The organism is Brevundimonas sp. Root1423, from assembly GCF_001426805.1.
Window position 1 is genome coordinate 70,299 of record NZ_LMFL01000078.1, and the last position, 14,004, is coordinate 84,302.

General features: G+C 68.4%; 19 protein-coding genes and 2 pseudogenes. 8 read left to right on the top strand and 13 right to left on the bottom strand.

The window, feature by feature from the left end; all coding sequences use genetic code 11:
• The first annotated feature begins 42 nt into the window (after nucleotides 1–42).
• From ASD25_RS27980 to ASD25_RS32675, 4 genes and pseudogenes are all read left to right on the top strand, one after another.
• Nucleotides 43–594, top strand: a complete 552-nt coding sequence (locus ASD25_RS27980) for a cytochrome b (RefSeq protein ID WP_055830201.1) — start codon at nucleotides 43–45, stop codon at nucleotides 592–594.
• Entirely contained in the window at nucleotides 591–1,145 is a 555-nt protein-coding gene (locus tag ASD25_RS27985; RefSeq protein ID WP_055830203.1) for a YceI family protein, read from the top strand. The genes ASD25_RS27980 and ASD25_RS27985 overlap by 4 nt, the downstream gene beginning before the upstream one ends.
• Nucleotides 1,142–1,460: L-threonylcarbamoyladenylate synthase (locus tag ASD25_RS32670; protein WP_235562913.1), on the top strand; the 319-nt coding region annotated here is incomplete at its 3' end. The genes ASD25_RS27985 and ASD25_RS32670, both read left to right, overlap by 4 nt.
• 1 nt (nucleotide 1,461) lies before the next feature.
• Nucleotides 1,462–2,062, top strand: a pseudogene (locus ASD25_RS32675) (L-threonylcarbamoyladenylate synthase); the annotation flags it as partial.
• On the opposite strand, the gene ASD25_RS27995 reads toward ASD25_RS32675, so the two are convergent.
• The 4 genes from ASD25_RS27995 to ASD25_RS28010 all read right to left on the bottom strand — a co-directional run bounded on the left by ASD25_RS27995 (nucleotide 2,059) and on the right by ASD25_RS28010 (nucleotide 5,710).
• A complete protein-coding gene (locus tag ASD25_RS27995) occupies nucleotides 2,059–3,108 on the bottom strand; it encodes a patatin-like phospholipase family protein (protein ID WP_055830205.1) in 1,050 nt (349 codons plus the stop codon). The pseudogene ASD25_RS32675 and the gene ASD25_RS27995 sit on opposite strands and share 4 nt — an antisense overlap.
• Nucleotides 3,109–3,124: 16 nt before the next feature.
• Entirely contained in the window at nucleotides 3,125–3,973 is an 849-nt protein-coding gene (locus ASD25_RS28000; protein WP_055830207.1) for a 3-hydroxybutyrate dehydrogenase, read from the bottom strand.
• A 67-nt stretch (nucleotides 3,974–4,040) separates the two neighbouring features.
• Nucleotides 4,041–4,808, bottom strand: coding sequence for a peroxide stress protein YaaA (gene yaaA / locus ASD25_RS28005; RefSeq protein ID WP_055830209.1), 768 nt, complete (start codon nucleotides 4,806–4,808; stop codon nucleotides 4,041–4,043).
• Nucleotides 4,809–4,882: 74 nt separating this feature from the next.
• A complete protein-coding gene (locus ASD25_RS28010) occupies nucleotides 4,883–5,710 on the bottom strand; it encodes an NAD(P)H-hydrate dehydratase (RefSeq protein WP_055830211.1) in 828 nt (275 codons plus the stop codon).
• A 111-nt stretch (nucleotides 5,711–5,821) separates the two neighbouring features.
• On the opposite strand from ASD25_RS28010, the gene ASD25_RS28015 reads away from it, so the two are divergent.
• The 3 genes and pseudogenes from ASD25_RS28015 to glnA form a co-directional block, all read left to right on the top strand.
• The gene (locus ASD25_RS28015) at nucleotides 5,822–6,160 is read left to right on the top strand and encodes a P-II family nitrogen regulator (RefSeq protein ID WP_055830213.1); all 339 of its coding nucleotides are present in this window, start codon (nucleotides 5,822–5,824) and stop codon (nucleotides 6,158–6,160) included.
• Nucleotides 6,161–6,228: 68 nt separating this feature from the next.
• Nucleotides 6,229–7,093, top strand: an 865-nt coding sequence (locus ASD25_RS32680) for a glutamine synthetase beta-grasp domain-containing protein (protein WP_235562911.1), incomplete at its 3' end; no start/stop codon positions are given.
• Between the two features lies 1 nt (nucleotide 7,094).
• Nucleotides 7,095–7,736: pseudogene (glnA, locus tag ASD25_RS32685) on the top strand (glutamine synthetase); the annotation flags it as partial.
• Nucleotides 7,737–7,812: 76 nt separating this feature from the next.
• Here glnA and ASD25_RS28025 read toward each other — a convergent pair.
• The 5 genes from ASD25_RS28025 to ASD25_RS28045 all read right to left on the bottom strand — a co-directional run bounded on the left by ASD25_RS28025 (nucleotide 7,813) and on the right by ASD25_RS28045 (nucleotide 10,880).
• Complete coding sequence (locus tag ASD25_RS28025) at nucleotides 7,813–8,091, bottom strand: hypothetical protein (protein ID WP_055830217.1); 279 nt, start codon at nucleotides 8,089–8,091, stop codon at nucleotides 7,813–7,815.
• A gap of 69 nt (nucleotides 8,092–8,160) precedes the next feature.
• Nucleotides 8,161–9,192: a DUF4118 domain-containing protein gene (locus ASD25_RS28030; protein WP_055830219.1), complete on the bottom strand. Its 1,032-nt coding sequence runs from the start codon at nucleotides 9,190–9,192 to the stop codon at nucleotides 8,161–8,163.
• A 22-nt stretch (nucleotides 9,193–9,214) separates the two neighbouring features.
• Nucleotides 9,215–10,084 carry a twin-arginine translocase subunit TatC gene (gene tatC / locus ASD25_RS28035; RefSeq protein WP_055830220.1) on the bottom strand — a complete coding sequence of 290 codons (870 nt, stop codon included), beginning with the start codon at nucleotides 10,082–10,084 and terminating at the stop codon, nucleotides 9,215–9,217.
• Complete coding sequence (gene tatB / locus ASD25_RS28040; protein ID WP_082560120.1) at nucleotides 10,081–10,623, bottom strand: Sec-independent protein translocase protein TatB; 543 nt, start codon at nucleotides 10,621–10,623, stop codon at nucleotides 10,081–10,083. Before tatB ends, tatC begins: the two co-directional genes overlap by 4 nt.
• A 38-nt stretch (nucleotides 10,624–10,661) precedes the next feature.
• Entirely contained in the window at nucleotides 10,662–10,880 is a 219-nt protein-coding gene (locus ASD25_RS28045; RefSeq protein ID WP_055830221.1) for a twin-arginine translocase TatA/TatE family subunit, read from the bottom strand.
• 103 nt (nucleotides 10,881–10,983) lie between these two features.
• Here ASD25_RS28045 and rnhA point away from each other — a divergent pair, with 103 nt between their 5' ends.
• Nucleotides 10,984–11,424: a ribonuclease HI gene (gene rnhA / locus ASD25_RS28050; protein ID WP_055830222.1), complete on the top strand. Its 441-nt coding sequence runs from the start codon at nucleotides 10,984–10,986 to the stop codon at nucleotides 11,422–11,424.
• On the opposite strand, the gene ASD25_RS28055 is transcribed toward rnhA, so the two are convergent.
• The 4 genes from ASD25_RS28055 to ASD25_RS28070 form a co-directional block, all read right to left on the bottom strand.
• The gene (locus ASD25_RS28055; protein WP_055830223.1) at nucleotides 11,421–11,879 is read right to left on the bottom strand and encodes an NfeD family protein; all 459 of its coding nucleotides are present in this window, start codon (nucleotides 11,877–11,879) and stop codon (nucleotides 11,421–11,423) included. The two genes, rnhA and ASD25_RS28055, sit on opposite strands and share 4 nt — an antisense overlap.
• 3 nt (nucleotides 11,880–11,882) lie before the next feature.
• The gene (locus ASD25_RS28060) at nucleotides 11,883–12,890 is read right to left on the bottom strand and encodes an SPFH domain-containing protein (RefSeq protein WP_055830224.1); all 1,008 of its coding nucleotides are present in this window, start codon (nucleotides 12,888–12,890) and stop codon (nucleotides 11,883–11,885) included.
• Nucleotides 12,891–13,030: 140 nt separating this feature from the next.
• Complete coding sequence (locus ASD25_RS28065; protein WP_156376960.1) at nucleotides 13,031–13,375, bottom strand: hypothetical protein; 345 nt, start codon at nucleotides 13,373–13,375, stop codon at nucleotides 13,031–13,033.
• A 44-nt stretch (nucleotides 13,376–13,419) separates the two neighbouring features.
• Nucleotides 13,420–13,860: an NUDIX hydrolase gene (locus tag ASD25_RS28070; RefSeq protein WP_055830226.1), complete on the bottom strand. Its 441-nt coding sequence runs from the start codon at nucleotides 13,858–13,860 to the stop codon at nucleotides 13,420–13,422.
• Nucleotides 13,861–14,004 lie beyond the last annotated feature (144 nt).

Sequence of the window (14,004 nt, forward strand, 5' to 3'; positions counted from 1 at the left end):
GCTTCGCCGTGGTCCAGTCTGGGGCGCAGACTGGAGCGCGACATGGCCGAACCTCGTAACCGTTATTCAACCGTCTCGTTGACCTTGCACTGGCTGATCGCCGCCCTGGTCGTGACGCAGGTGGGCCTGATCGCCGGGCATGAATGGACCGAGGGACCGACCTCGCGCGAGTTCGTCAACGTCCACAAGTCCGTGGGTCTCGGCATTCTGGTTCTGACGCTCGGACGCCTGGGCTGGAGGATCGCCAACCCCGCGATTCCGCTGCCCGACGCCATGCCGCGCTGGCAGAAGCTGCTGGCGCGCGCGACCCACGTCCTGTTCTACGTCTTCCTCATCGCCATGCCGCTGGTCGGCTGGGCGGCGTCATCGGCGGCCGGCCGGGAGATTCTGTGGTTCGGCCTGTTTGAATGGCCCCTGCTGCCGGTGGGCGGCGGGCGCGAGACCGCGGGCGCCCTCATGGACCTGCATGAACTGGCGGCCAAATTCCTCATCGCCCTGATCGTTCTGCACGTTCTCGGCGCGCTCAAGCAACATTTCGTCGACCGGGACAATGTGTTGCACCGGATGATTCCGTGGATACCGCGTCGCCCATGAGACTGTGGGTCGCGCTGCTCTTCGCGCTGCTGACGCCCCTGCTGACCGGGGCGGCGCCGGGGCCCTGGGCCCTTGAGCGGGACGGGTCGAGCATCGAGATGTCCGTCCGGGCTTTCGGCGGCTGGCGCACCGGGCGGTTCGAGGACTGGCGGGGCTCCGCCGTCATGGATCCCCTGCGTCCGGAGGGCGCCCGGGCCTCGGTGACGGTCCAGGCGGCGTCCCTGAAGATGTCGCCCGATGTCGCGACCGGACGCGCCATCGGGCCGGCCTTTCTCGACGCGGCGCGCTATCCGGTCATCCGCTTCGAGCTGAAGTCGCTCGAACCGCTGGGGGGAGACCGCTATACGGCGCGCGCCGACGTCACCATGAAGGGGCGCACGCGGGCGATCGCCTTTCCGCTGGCCTTGCGCGTCAATGGCGACCGGGCGCATCTGGCGGGCGCGTTCCAGCTGGATCGCGCGGACTTCGGGATAGGAACGGCGGGACCGTGGAACAGGCTGGTCGGACGGCAGGTGACGGTGCGGGTCGCGCTTCAGGCGCGACCGTCCTGAGCGCGTCCGACGCGGAGGCCGTTCGGGTCCTGAATGCCGGCGGCCTGGTCATCCTGCCGACCGAAACCGTCTACGGCCTGGCGGCGGACGCGGGCGACGCCCGCGCGGTCGCCGCGATCTTCGAGGCCAAGGGCCGTCCGCGCTTCAATCCGCTGATCGCCCACGTCGCCGACGCCGTCCAGGCCGAGGGGGTGGCGGTGTTCGATGGCCGCGCCCGGGCCTTGGCCGAAGCCTTCTGGCCCGGACCCCTGACCATCGTCGCCCCGGTTCGCGACCGGACGGCCGTCTGCGACCTGGCCCGGGCCGGGCTGGACANCAGCGTCGCCGTCCGGGCGCCGGGCCACGCCCGCGCCCGCGCCCTGATCGCGGCGTTCGGGCGGCCGGTGGTGGCGCCCTCCGCCAACCGGTCGGGACGGCCCAGCCCGACCACCTTCGCCGACGCCGTGGAGGAGACCGGTTTCGCCGCCGGCGCCGCCGTCGACGGCGGCCCCTGCGCCGTGGGGGTGGAGAGCACCGTCGTCTCCGTGCTGGACGGCCGTGTCGCCCTGTTGCGCCCGGGGTCGGTGACCCGCGAGGAGATCGAGGCCGTCGTCGGCTCGCTCGACCGGGGCGGGGAGGGGCATCGGTCGCCCGGCCGTCTGACCCGGCACTATGCGCCGGACGCCCCCGTCCGGATCGAGGCGGAGACGGCGCGGGCCGGCGAGATCCTGCTGGGCTTCGGGCCGGGGGTCGGCGACCCGCGCTGGAGCCTGAGCCCGACCGGCGACCTGCGCGAGGCGGCGGCCAACCTGTTCCGGCGGCTGCGGGAAGCGGACCGCGGACGGCCTTCGGGGATCGCCGTGTCCCCGATCCCGGCGCATGGCCTCGGCGAGGCCATCAACGACCGCCTGAGGCGTGCGGCGGGGTTCGTAGGCTAGGCCAGAAAGCGGGCCTTGATGTCGATGCTGGATCGCTCGCCGACATGGTCGATGCAGTGCTCCAGCCACTCGCCCGCCGCCTCGCGCCCGTGCGCTTTCAGCTCATTGAGGAAGGTCCATTCGGTATTGAATTTCGAGCTCAGCGACTGGGCTCCCAGCCACGGGCCCGGCTCGATGGCGTGCAGCATCAGGCGGCGATAGCGGTTGTCGCCGGTCCGCTTCAGCCGCCCGTCGGCGATCATGTCCTGGACGAAGGCTATGGCCCTCAGTTCGGCGACCAGGGGCGCGTTGAACACGATCTCGTTCAGCCGGTCCATGATGTCCCCGGCCGCGCGCGGGACCTCCTCGCGCACGAACGGGTTCAAGGGCAGCAACAGGATGTCGTCGGGCGTATCGGCGTAGACCAGCGGCCACAAGGCGGGATTCGCCAGATAGCCGCCGTCCCAATAGGGTTCGCCCTCGATCTCGACCGCCTGGAACAGGTGCGGCAGGCAGGCGGAGGCCAGCAGGACCTGGTCGGTGACCTCGGGGTTTTCAAACAGGCGGGCGCGGCCGTGCTTGACCGCCGTGGCGGCGACGAACAGCCGGATCGAGGACGCGCGCACGGCCTCGAAATCGATCGTCGTATCCAGAACCCGTTTGAGAGGATTGAGGTTGAACGGATTGAATTGGTAGGGACTCATCGACATGGCCGCGTTCTCGGCCGACCGCCACAGGCTGCTGTCCTTAAGCCAGCCCGGGGTCATGGCGGCGCTCCAGATCGAGGAGTCTCCGAATACGTTGCGGCCGCCCGACAGGTTCACCTCGCGCCACAACAGGTCCAGCTGACTTCGGGCGCCCTCTGTCCCGCCCGTATGCAGGCCGCTGATCAGGGCCGCGGCGTTCATGGCTCCGGCGGACGAGGCGGTCACCGCGCGGATGTCGAGCCGGTCATCCTCCAGCAGGCGGTCCAGCACGCCCCACTGGAAGGCGCCATGAGAGCCCCCGCCCTGCAGGGCCAGGCTGATGGGCCGGCGTTTCGGCGTGGGCGGCTTTCGCTTCGACACCCGCTCGCCTCCGTGCCTACTGGGCGGTCCAGCCGCCGTCGATGGAGAAGCTGGCCCCGTTGGCCGAGGCCCCGAGGTCGGACGCCAGATACAGCATCATGCCGGTCAGTTCGTCGGTGGTGACAAACCGCTTGGTGGGCTGCGAGCCCAGGATCACGTCCTTCAGCACCGCCTCCTTCGACATGCCGCGCGTGCGGGCCTGATCGGCGATCTGCTTCTCGACGATCGGCGTCTCGACGAAGCCGGGGCAGATGGCGTTGCAGGTGATGTTGTCCTCGGCGACCTCGAGCGCGACGGTCTTGGTGAAGCCGATGACGCCGTGCTTGGCCGCGACATAGGCGGACTTGAACGGGCTCGCGACGAGGCCGTGGGCCGAGGCGATGTTGATGATCCGGCCGCGGCCCTGCGCCTTCATGATCGGGATGGCCGCACGGGTGGCGTAGAAGGTCGAGGACAGGTTGATGGCGATGATCTGTTCCCACTTGTCGGACGGGAATTTCTCCACCGCCTCGACGTGCTGGACGCCGGCGTTGTTGATCAGGATGTCGAGGCGGCCCAGCTGGTGCTTGCCGTAAGCCACCATGTCGGCGACCTCGTCGCCGCGCAGCATGTTGGCGGCGTGATAGCGCACGCGGACGCCGCAGCTGGCTTCCAGCTCGGCCCGGGTGCGTTCAATCTCGGACGGGTCGCCCAGCCCGTTCAGCACCACGTCGCCGCCGCGCGAGGCGATGGCGCGGGCGAAGGCCAGACCGATGCCCGAGGTCGAGCCCGATATCACCGCCACCTGACCCTTCAGATCACCGATGTCGCGGAAGGGTTCGCTTGAGGTCTGGGAGCCGTCGCCGCGTTTGGGCCATTGGAACATGGGTATCTCGTCCGTCCGTCAGTCTCGTCAGCCTAGCCGTTCGCGGTTGCGAAGGCGACAGTCGGGTTTAATTTCCCGATCTGGTGAATATCCAGTCTGTGTCGCTGGAGGCCGCCTTGTCAAAGCGATAACCGTCGCGGTCGAACGCCTTCAGGTCCTGCGGCCGCTCGATCCGTTCATCGATGGCGAACCGCGCCATGCCGCCCCGGGCCTTCTTGGCGAAGAAGGAGATGATCCGGCTTTCGCCATCCTTCGATTCGCGGAAGTGCGGCGTGACCACCGGCAGTTTCAGCGCCCGGGCGTCGACGGCGCCGAAATACTCCTGGCTGGCGAGGTTGATCAGGGTGGGATCGGCCTGTCCCTCGGCGTCGGCGTTCAGCTGCTTCGACAGCCGGTCGCCCCAGAAGTCATAGAGGCTGGACCCGCGCCGGGTCTTCAGCCGCGCGCCCATCTCCAGCCGATAGGGCTGGATCCGGTCCAGCGGCCGCAGCAGGCCGTAGAAACCCGACAGGATGCGCAGGTGATCCTGGGCCCAGACCAGCGAGGGCTGGTCCAGCTCGCGCGCCTTGAGACCCTCGTACACGTCGCCGGCGAAGGCGAAGGCGGCCTGGACGCCGCCGGTCGAGCCGGCGTCGAAGGCCTGGAAGCGTTCGCGGTTCAGGCGTGCCAGGTCGTCGGAGATGTTCATCAGCCGGCGCAATTCAGCGACCGTGCGGGCCCGCGCCGTCCGGGACAGGTTGGCGGTGTCGTCCAGAAAACGCCGCTCCGAGGCCGGCAGGTCGGGATGGGGCTCGGTGAAATCCAGCCGCTTGGCCGGTGACAGGACGATCAGCAAGGGGCGGGCTCCGGCGGCGTTGGCGTGCAGATAGGCCGGTTCGATGACGAATTGAACCGGGCCCGGCGTCGCGGTCAGTCCGCCTGTGGGTAGAGCGCCGCCAGAACCCGCGGCAGCCGCTCGGGTAAATCCTCGGCGATCAGGCCGGGGCCGAAGCCGCGCGCCGCCTCGGCATGCATCCACACCGCCGCCCGCGCCGCGTCGAAACTGCCCATCCTCTGGGCCATCAGGCCCCCGATCATGCCCGCCAGCACGTCGCCCGTTCCCGCCGTCGCCAGCCAGGGGACGCCGTTGGCGTTGACCGCCAGCCGTCCGTCCGGCGCGGCGATCACCGTGGCCGGGCCCTTGAGCACGACCACCGCCCCGGCGCGTTTCGACGCCTCGCGCGCGGCGGCCTGGCGGCCCCTGGCGAGCAGACCGGGAAACAGACGTTCGAATTCACCCTCGTGCGGGGTCAGGACGTCGTCGCGGTCGAGGACGCCGAACAATTCGGCGGGCCAGCGTTCGAAGACGGTCAGGGCGTCGGCGTCGACGACCAGCGCCGCGCCCGTCCCGGCCAGGGCGCGGACATTGGCCTGGGTCGCGTCGTTCACCCCGGCGGCGGGGCCGATGACGACGGCGTCCATGCCCTCGACGGCCGCCACCAGCGCCTCGGCCGAGCCGAAGGGGGCCAGCATGACGGCCTCGATGGCCGGGGCTATGACGGCCGCCGCGTCAGGGGGGCACAGGATGCGCACCACCCCCGCGCCGATGCGCAGCCCGGCCCGCGCCGCCAGCCGCGCCGCGCCGGTCTGCGTGGCCTTGCCCGAGACGACGCCCAGCCGCCCGCGCGCATGTTTGTGGGCGTCCGCGCCGGGCCAGGGCACGGAGGGGCGCCAGTCCGGGTCGGGGGCCTGGGTCATCGGACGTGTCCTCCGTTCACGGATGGCGACAGGGGGCGAAAAACGCTTGCCTTATTGTGCAATGCAATGTCCCTTTACNGGCATGGAGTCCTTTGCCGCCTGGGACCGCCAATGAAAAAGATCGAAGCCGTCATCAAGCCCTTCAAGCTGGATGAAGTGAAGGAAGCGCTGCAGGACGCGGGCGTGCAAGGCATGACCGTGCTGGAGGCCAAGGGATATGGCCGCCAGAAGGGCCATTCCGAGCTTTACCGCGGCGCCGAGTACGTCATCGACTTCCTGCCCAAGATCAAGATCGAGGTGGTGGTGTCCGACGACATGGTCAACTCGGTCGTGGACGCCATCCAGGCCGCGGCGCGCACCGGCAAGATCGGCGACGGCAAGATCTTCGTGTCCGACGTCCTTGACGTCATCCGCATCCGCACCGGCGAGACGGGCGCCCAGGCCGTCTGAATTTCCGTCGGCCGTCCTTCCGGGGCGGCCGTTTCTTCACCTCCCCGAGCCACAGGACGTCGAACACCATGAGCGCCAGCAAGATCCTCAAGGAGATCAAGGAGAAGGACGTAAAATACGTCGACCTCCGGTTCACCGACACCAAGGGGCGGATGCAGCACGTCACCTTCGACATCGACCTGGTGGACGATGAGTTCCTGGAAGAGGGGACGATGTTCGACGGCTCCTCGATCGCCGGCTGGAAGGCGATCAATGAAAGCGACATGCTGCTGAAGCCGGACCTGACCAATTTCTGGATCGATCCGTTCTATCAGCAGACCACCCTGTTCCTGTTCTGCGACGTGCTGAACCCTGACACGGGCGAACCCTACAATCGCGACAGCCGCTCGATGGCCAAGAAGGCCCTGGCCTATGTCCAGTCCTCGGGCGTCGGCGACACCGTCTTCTTCGGCCCCGAGGCCGAGTTCTTCATCTTCGACGACGTGCGCTGGAGCACGGCGCCGCACGACACGGGCTACACCTACGATTCGATCGAGCTGCCGGCCAATACGGGCGCGGAATATTCCGAAGGCAACATGGGCCACCGGCCGACGCACAAGGGCGGCTACTTCCCGGTCAATCCGACCGACAGCGCCCAGGACCTGCGCGGCGAAATGCTGGGCGTCATGCGCGACCTGGGCATGCAGCCCGAGAAGCACCACCACGAAGTCGCCCCGGCCCAGCACGAGCTCGGTCTGAAGTTCAGCGACCTGCTGACCATGGCCGACCGGCTGCAGCTCTACAAATACGTCATCCACAACGTCGCCGCCGCCTACGGCAAGTCGGCGACCTTCATGGCCAAGCCGACCTTCGGCGACAACGGCTCGGGCATGCACGTGCACCAGTCGATCTGGCGCGACGGCAAGCCGCTGTTCGCGGGTGACAAATACGCCGNATGGCCAAGCCGACCTTCGGCGACAACGGCTCGGGCATGCACGTGCACCAGTCGATCTGGCGCGACGGCAAGCCGCTGTTCGCGGGTGACAAATACGCCGGCCTGTCGGACATGTGCCTGTGGTACATCGGCGGCATCATCAAGCACGCCAAGGCCATCAACGCCTTCGCCAACTCGACGACCAACTCCTACAAGCGCCTGGTCCCCGGCTACGAAGCCCCGGTGAAGCTGGCCTATTCGTCGCGCAACCGTTCGGCCTCGATCCGCATCCCGTTCGTCAATTCGCCCAAGGCCAAGCGTATCGAGGCCCGCTTCCCGGACCCGATGGGCAATCCCTATCTGACCTTCGTGGCCCTGCTGATGGCCGGCCTGGACGGGATCGAGAACCGGATCGATCCGGGCGCTCCGGCCGACAAGAACCTGTACGATCTGCCGCCGGAAGAGCGGGGCAACATCCCCGAGGTCTGCGGCAGCCTCAAGGAAGCCCTCGACAACCTCGACAAGGACCGCGCCTTCCTCAAGAAGGGCGGCGTCATGGATGACGACTTCATCGACAGCTACATCGAGCTGAAGATGGAGGAGGTGATGCGCCTGCAACTGCACCCGCACCCCGTCGAATTCGACATGTACTACAGCTGCTGATCCACGGCTGAGGCGAAACGAAAGCGGCGCCGGAGGGGAAGCCCTCCGGCGCCGTTCTTCATTCGGGATTCGCGATCTAGCGGTTGGTCGTCTCGACCTCGATGCCGTCACGACCTGCGCGCACGGTCGTGCTGTCGCCCACGCGCGCTTCGGGACGCTCGATGACCACGGTCGGCGGGCTGGCGGGCACGGGCACGGGAACGGCGACTTCGCGCGTTTCCACGACCGTGCGGGTCTCGGGAGCCGCCGCGGGCGCGGCGGCCTGCTCGGCCGCGGGAGCCGCCTCCTGTTGGGTGCAAGCCGCGGCCGTCAGGGCGAGGGCGGCGAGGGCGGCGAAACGATGGATGGCGATCATGGCGGGTCTCCCAACAGGTGATCCCGTCCAAACCCCGGCGCAAAGCCAAGGTTCCGACCGCGGGGGCCGTCAGTGCAGGCTGACCGCCACGGGCGCCCAGGCCTGGGCGGGCTGGATCGTGGCGGGGAAGCTGATGCGGACCCCGCATCCCGTGGAGCCGCGCGTGATCACCAGCTCGCCGCCCAGCTGTTCCGAGACCGCTTCGAACAGGGGGATGTCCCGCGGCGGGGTGACGTTGCTGTCGCCCGCGGCCACCAGGTCCAGCGTTCGCCGGTCGCCGTCGTCGGCGAGGATGACGGCGAGGTTGGTCGCCGAGGGGCAGGATTTGAGCGTGGTCAGATATTCCAGCAGCACCAGCCCCAGGGCCGTCGCATGCTCAAGCGGCACATCCAGATCGCCGCTGGCGATGCGCACCTTGTCGGCCTCCATTCCGCCACGCGAAGCCGAGGCCTCGACCAGTTTTCGGGCGAAGGCGTCGAACGGGATGCGGCTGTCCGGATTGCCGGTGAACTCGCGGTGGGCGCGGGAGATCAGCAGGGTGCGCGAGGCGGCGTTGGTCAGCACGCGCGAGACCATCGGATCGGCCTCCTCACGCGCGCGAAGCTGCAGGATGGCCGAGATCAGCTGCAGGTGATCGGTCGTCCGTTGGGCGTGCTCGTGAAACAGTTCGGCCTGGCCGGTCGCCAGGGCCTCTACCCGCGCGTGGTTCGCGGCCAGCAGGTTGAACCGGGCCCGGATCGTGCTCAGGATGTGGATCAGCAGCGCCGACGACAGCAGGAAGAAGCTCAGCGCCACCAGACCGCGACCGTCCATGTTCCAGTGCAGCGGCACGGGACCCAGGAAGGCGTAGACGATCGCCGTCGACAGGCCGGCGGCCATCAGGGCGGGCCGGGCTCCCAGCCAGTAGGCCGCCAGGATGACCGCGGGATAGAAGCAGGTGTAGCCGTAGCCATTGCCCATGGCCGACGAGAGCATAAGCCGGACGCCGAGAGCCAGCATCACCAGCACGGCGGCGGCCCCGTAGCGGGCGCCGGGAACGTTCTGCAGCCGCGCCAGTACGGCGGCGGGACGGGGCGCCAGCGAGAAGGTCGGTGAATCCATGACTACATTCCCGCGTCGGCGGTCAGGCCGCGGCGTCCGCGGTCTTGCGGCGCATCTCGATCAGACGCACGCACCAGATGGAAATCTCGTACAACAGCACCAGCGGCACGGCGAGCATCAGCTGGCTGATCGGGTCGGGCGGCGTCACGATGGCGGCGACCACGACGACGGCCACGATGGCGTAACGGCGCCCTTCGGCCATGAGTTTCGAACTGACGATGCCCGCCAGTCCCAGAAGCGTCATGATCACGGGCAGCTGGAAGCACAGGCCGAAGGCCAGGATCAGGGCCGTGGCCAGGCTCATGTATTCGGACACCTTGGGCAGCAGGGCGGCGGTCACGCCCTCGGCCACGATGCCCTGATTGAGCGAGAACAGCATCACGATCGGCAGCATGACGTAATAGACCAGCGCCGCGCCGACGATGAACAGCACCGGGGCCGCGACCAGGAACGGCAGGAAGGCGCCTCGCTCATTGCGATACAGGCCCGGAGCCACGAACCGGTACAGCTGAAAGGCCAGTATGGGGAAGGAGGCGACGACAGCGCCCAGCCCGGCCAGTTTCATCTTCACGAACAGGATTTCCAGCGGCGCCGTATAGATCAGCTGCGCGGCCTGATGCTGGCCGTCGGCCAGCGGCTTGAGCCCGACCATGGTCGAGATCAGGTCCAGCATGGAAACATTGTGGCCGTCGGCGGCCTGCAAGGCGCTGGCCACCACATAGGGTTTGACCAGGAAGACGTAGAGCGGGCTGGCGAAATAGAAGCAGACGAGGAAGGCGATCACGAAGGCGACGACGCAGATCAGCAGCCGGCCGCGCAGCTCGATCAGATGATCCATCAGCGGAGCGCGCGACGCCTCGATCTCGTCCTCGTCGCGATCGACGGCGCTCATGACGCGGGCGCCGTCTTGCGGGCGGCCCGGGGTTTCGCAGGCTTGGCGCCGGTGGACGCTCCGGCCTTCGCCGGGGCGGGCTTGGCGGTCGTTCGGCCCGTGCCGGGTTTGGACGCCTTCGCCTTCACGCCGCGGGTCTTGGCCGGCTTGCTCGCGGGCTTGGCGGCCGGGGCCGGCGTCTCCAGCGGCGCCATGACCGGCGGGCTGTCGGGCCATTCGTCAGGGGCGGACAGCATGGGCTGGTACAGCGGCTTGTTCAGGTCGTCGCGGATTTCGCGGAACGCCGAATCGGCGTCGGCGCCGAGGGCGTGCATGCCCTGACCGGTGCGCAACGCCTCGACCTCCTTGCGCAACTCGTCCAGTTCGGACTGGCGCGCCATCTCGTCGAAGCTGGAGCGGAACTCATTGGCCATGCCGCGCGCCCGGGCGACGATCTTGCCCAGCTTGCGCAGGAGCAGCGGCAGGCGCTCGGGCCCCACGACCAGCAGGGCCACGACCGCGATAACCAGATATTCGCCGCCCCCGATTCCGGGACCCAGGCCACCCATGCGTCAGGTCTCCGCCGTCTACAGCGGCCCTAGGACTTCAGGTCTTCTTTTTCGGCGTCGGTCCGGGGCAGGGCGCCCGCGCGTTCGTCGCGCGGCTTGTCCTCGTCGGTGTCCTTGAGGCCGTCCTTGAAGGCTTTCACACCCTTGGCGGCGTCGCCCATCATGGCCGAAAGCTTGCCGCGGCCGCCGAACAGCAGAAGCACGATGATGGCGACGATGGCCCAGTGCCAGATGCTGAATGAACCCACGGAATACTCTCCTCAGTCAGGCCGGGCCGGCCCGGTCGAAATGTCTTCACGCATATAGGCCGTTCAGTGGCGCGACGCCAAGTGAACCTGTTAGGACGCGCCCATGAGTCACGTCATCATCCACACCGACGGCGCCTGCAAGGGCAACCCGGGCCCCGGCGGCTGGGGCGCCGTGCTTCAGACCGGCGGCGGCCATGAGAAGGAGTTGTGGGGCGGCGAGCCGCTGACCACCAACAATCGCATGGAGCTGATGGCGGCGATTCGCGCCCTCGAGGCTCTGTCCCGGCCCTGCCGCGTCGACCTGCACACCGACAGCAAATACGTCATGACCGGCATCACCGAATGGATCCGGGGCTGGAAGGCGCGCGGCTGGAAGACGGCGGACAGGAAGCCGGTCAAGAACGAGGACCTGTGGCGCCGCCTCGATGAGGCCCGCGCCCGGCACGAGGTCAAATGGCACTGGGTCAAGGGCCACGCCGGCCACGAACTCAACGAACGCGCCGACGGCCTGGCGAATCGGGGGATCGCGGATCTGCCGCGTTAGGCCGTACGCACCTTCAGTTTCGACCCGTCGACGCGGTCCACGATCACGCTTTCGCCGATCAGCGGGCCGGCGCCGTCGATTTCGGCGACCCATTCGGCGCCCGAGACGAACACACGGCCGCGTCCGTCGACAAACGGCTGAACCACCTGGGCCCGCTGGCCAACAAGCCGGTTGTCGCGGGCGTTGATGTCCGGGGCGTCTGACGGATTGACCCTCTGGATCAGCCGCCGCGACAGCAGGGTCATGGCCACGGTCAGGACCGCGAACAGGGCGACCTCGCCGACAAAGCTCAAGGGCAGGCCCAGCGCGGTGACCACGGCCACCATGCCCGCCGACACCGCCGGCCACAGCAGCCATTCGGTCGAGAAGGCGGCCTCGACCGCCAGCAGGATCACGCCCAGGGCCAGCCAGATCCAGAAGGGCTGGGCGGCGTGGAGATCGATCAGGGCGTCCATGGCCTACTCCGTTCCGGGAACCGATCCGCGCGGGGGCCGCGGCGGGCGGGGGGGCGAGGGGGGCGGGGCGTCGCGGCGGACGTCGCTGCGGCCCTGCTGCTGTTCCCGGGCCAGGCCGACCAGTTCGCCGAGGCCGGCGATGGTGCCGACCAGGCCGGACATCTCGGCGGGGACGATGACGGTCTTGGCCGTCGGGTTGCGGGCCAGTTCGGCGAAGGCCTCGACGTATTTCTGGGCCACGAAATAGTTGATGGCGTTGACGTCGCCGCGGGCGATGGCCTCGGACACCATGGCGGTGGCCTTGGCCTCGGCCTCGGCCTCGCGCTCGCGGGCCTCGGCGTCGCGGAAGGCGGCTTCGCGGCGACCCTCGGCCTCGAGGATGGCGGCCTGTTTGGCCCCCTCGGCGCGGGCGATGGCGGCCTGTTTCTCGCCGTCGGCCTCGGTGATGACGGCGCGGCGCTCGCGCTCGGCCTTCATCTGGCGGGCCATGGCGTTGGTGATGTCGGCCGGCGGGGTCAGGTCCTTGATCTCGATCCGGTTGACCTTGACGCCCCAGGGCTCGGTCGCGGCGTCGATCACGGTCAGCAGGCGCGAGTTGATGCTGTCCCGCTGGAACAGCACCTCGTCCAGCTCCATCGAACCGACCACGGTGCGCAGGTTGGTCGAGCACAGCTGGGTGATGGCATAGGGCAGGTTCTCGATCCGGTAGGCGGCGGCCGAGGCCTCCATCACCTGGATGAAGACGATGGCGTCGACCTTCACCATGGCGTTGTCCTTGGTGATGACCTCCTGCTGGGGCACGTCGAGGACCTGCTCCATCATGTTCATGCGCCGTCCGACCCGCTCGACGAAGGGCGTCAGGATGCTGATGCCTGGCGCGAGGGTGCGGGTGTATTTGCCGAACCGTTCGACGGTGAACTCGCGCCCCTGCGGGACGATCTTGACCACGCTGAACAGCAGCACGAAGGCCAGCGCGACCAGGGCAGCGGTGAAGAGAACGGACGTGTCCATAGGGCCTCCCAATCCCGCTCAGGTTAGCAGCCCGTGCCCGCTGCGTCACAGAAACCGGACACGGCGAACATGACATCCGCGTAATGAAAAAGGGCGGCTCCCGCAGGAACCGCCCCTCCAGCCTGCGCCTGGGCGCCGGACTACTCCTCGTTGATGACCAGTTCCTCGCCGTCCAGCTCGCAGAAATTGACTTCCGCGACCTGCACGGAATCGCCGTCCGAGAAGTCGGCGCGGATGTCGTAGACGCATTCGGGCAGGCCATCGTCGATCGAGATGTCGATGCTGTCGCCCGATCCCAGCACGTCGGCGCCGAAGATGTCCTCTTCCCACTCGTTGGTCGAAGGCAGGGAGATGAACAGGGCCGTCAGCACGTGTTCCGTGTTGTTGGTCAGGGTGAAGTCGATGGACTCGGTCTGGGCCGAGGCGGCGGGCGCAAGCAGGGCGGCCGAGGCGGCGAGCGCCGCCACCAGACTACGGATATGCATGATGATGTTCCCCATCCGGCCCATCGCCGGAAAGCTTGACCTTGTCACGTCGCAGAACGCGGGTCGCGTCCCAAATCGCGGGACGCCACGGCGAGCGCGATAATCCGGTGCGTCTCGGGCCAGGCCACCAGCGCCTTCATCTCGTCCAGCGCCACGAACCGCGCCGCGATCGCGTCGTCGCCGGCGACCGGTTCGCCCGATATCCAGCGCGCGGCGTAGTCGATCAGGACATAATGCCGTCCGGCCTCGGGAAAGACGCCGTCGACCACGTCGATCAGGCCGGTGATCTCGGCCTCGATTCCGGTTTCCTCGCGCAGTTCGCGCAACGCAGCGTCCATGGCCCGCTCGCCGGGTTCGATCCGCCCGCCCGGCAGACTCCATTCCCCTTGCCGCGGCGGCGTCCCGCGCCGGATGAGCAGCACCGCGTCGCCGCGCAGGCAGACGACGCCGACGGCGGGAACGGGCGAGGGAAGGGCGGTCGTCATCGATCCTCCTTATCCCGTCATCCCCGGGCTTGTCCCGGGGCCCCGTGGTTCCGCGGCCTCGGACCTTCGGCCAAGGGGCGCCCTGGACGTCCTGCGGGTCTCTGACTTGCCCGCGCGACGGCGAATTGGTCCTCGGGACAAGCC